We start from the raw sequence: 2,165 nt of genomic DNA on the forward strand, positions 1-2,165 counted from the left end.
GCTTAAAGACAGCACCAAACCTGTATGGCTGGCTGAGTCCGAGAAAGCTGGGGGCTATCTGTAACCCGCGAAGGTCTGATTTAAACGCACAACTTCGTGTGGTTGAAAAAGGCGGTTAGCATCAATGCTAGCCGCTTTTTTTATCTTTGCTTGTCAGGTTACACTGTTGCCATTGTCTCGCAAGTGAATGTGATTGCTATGAATAATTTCCAGCTAGAAGCCCTGCTTAACGCTGAACTGAAACCTGAACAAGTTAAAGACTACAGCCCAAACGGATTACAAGTTCAAGGCCGCGATAATGTACAAACCATTGTTACTGGCGTGACGGCCTGCCAAGACTTAATTGATAAAGCAATTGAATATCAAGCCGATGCTATCTTGGTTCATCATGGCTACTTTTGGCGTGGTGAGTCGCAATCAATACGCGGCATGAAGTATCAACGGATTAAGATGTTGATTGAAAACGGTATCAACTTATACGGTTACCATTTGCCGCTTGATATCCATCCCACATTAGGCAACAACGCCCAGCTAGCCAAACGATTGGGGATTGAGATCATAGGTGGCTTGGAGCCCAATAATCCAGTCTCCATTCCTGTCTATGGCAAATTATCAACACCGATGACTCTTGGCCAATTCGAGCAACAAGTTGCGACCGTGCTTAACCGAACGCCACTTGTCGTTGACGGTGGCAGGACAGCACGGATAGAGACCGTCGGCCTGTGCACGGGAGGGGCGCAAGACTTTATCGACTTAGCCGTCGAGCAAGGCATGGATGCGTATTTATCGGGTGAAATTTCTGAACGAACCACGTTTTCAGCGCGCGAGCAGGGTGTGCATTATGTTGCCGCGGGGCACCATGCAACAGAACGTTATGGGGTTAAAGCGTTGGGTGAGTGGTTAGCTGACCATCATGGGCTTACCACGCACTTTGTCGATATCGACAATCCCGCATAAAAAAAGCCGCCCATCGAGGCGGCTTCGTTAGCTCTATCATCAAGGTGTCGCAGTTAATCGCGTTTATCCATCGGCGTGAATTCACGCTGGGTATAGCCTGAGTAAAGCTGGCGTGGACGACCAATGCGCTTGTGTGGATCCGTATGCATTTCGTTCCAATGAGCAATCCAACCGATCGTCCGCGACATCGCGAAGATAACGGTAAACATCGATGTTGGAATACCGATGGCTTTGAGGATGATGCCCGAGTAGAAATCGACATTCGGATACAATTTCTTGTCGATGAAGTATTGATCGGAGAGTGCGATGCGTTCTAACTCCATCGCCACATCCAATAACGGGTCTTGAATTTGTAGCTCTTCAAGCACTTCATGACATGCTTCGCGCATGACCGTTGCACGTGGGTCATAGTTTTTATAAACCCGGTGACCAAAGCCCATTAAGCGGAAAGGATCATCTTTATCCTTAGCGCGTTCAATGTACTCAGGAATATTATCGACATGGCCGATTTGCTCGAGCATGCGCAAGCAAGCTTCATTGGCCCCGCCATGTGCCGGCCCCCACAAGGACGCGATACCGGCAGCAATACAAGCAAACGGATTGGCTCCCGATGATCCCGCTAGGCGTACCGTGGATGTTGAGGCGTTTTGCTCATGATCCGCGTGTAGGGTGAAAATCTTATCCATCGCGCGCGCAACTACCGGATTCACCTCATATTCTTCACATGGTGTGGCAAACATCATATGAAGGAAGTTCTCTGCGTAGTCCAGATCGTTACGTGGATAAATAAATGGCTGGCCAATCGAATACTTGTAACACATAGCCGCCAGGGTAGGCATCTTCGACAGCAAACGAAACGCCGTAATTTCACGGTGTTTATCATTGTTGATGTCGAGAGAATCGTGGTAGAACGCGGCAAGCGCCCCTACAACCCCGACCATAACGGCCATAGGGTGAGCATCACGACGGAAACCATGGAAGAAACTCGCGATTTGTTCGTGAACCATGGTGTGGCGCACGATCATAGAACGAAAACCATCGTATTGTTTTTTTGTAGGGACTTCGCCGTAGAGCAGGATGTAACAGACTTCTAAGTAATCAGCGTTATTGGCAAGTTGATCTATCGGAAAACCACGGTGCAGTAAAACACCCGCTTCGCCGTCGATGTAGGTGATTTGCGAATCGCAAGATCCTGTCGCAACAAACCC

Annotated in this window: 2 protein-coding genes; one reads left to right on the forward strand and one right to left on the reverse strand. The window is 48.8% G+C overall.

The features are described from left to right. Positions 1 to 198: 198 nt before the first annotated feature. Positions 199 to 957, forward strand: a complete 759-nt coding sequence (locus BZG79_RS14470) for a Nif3-like dinuclear metal center hexameric protein (RefSeq protein ID WP_077460243.1) — start codon at positions 199 to 201, stop codon at positions 955 to 957. Positions 958 to 1,010: 53 nt separating this feature from the next. On the opposite strand, the gene gltA is transcribed toward BZG79_RS14470, so the two are convergent. Further along, positions 1,011 to 2,165 (reverse strand): citrate synthase (gene gltA / locus BZG79_RS14475; RefSeq protein WP_077774757.1); only part of this gene is annotated, 1,155 nt, incomplete at its 5' end.

Source organism: Salinivibrio sp. MA427, from assembly GCF_001996115.1.
GTDB classification, from domain to species: Bacteria; Pseudomonadota; Gammaproteobacteria; order Enterobacterales; family Vibrionaceae; genus Salinivibrio; species Salinivibrio costicola.

Bases quoted from the DNA above. Each gene is read 5' to 3' on its own strand.
- BZG79_RS14470 (WP_077460243.1), top strand. From the start codon at position 199: ATGAATAATTTCCAGCTAGAAGCCCTGCTTAACGCTGAACTGAAACCT.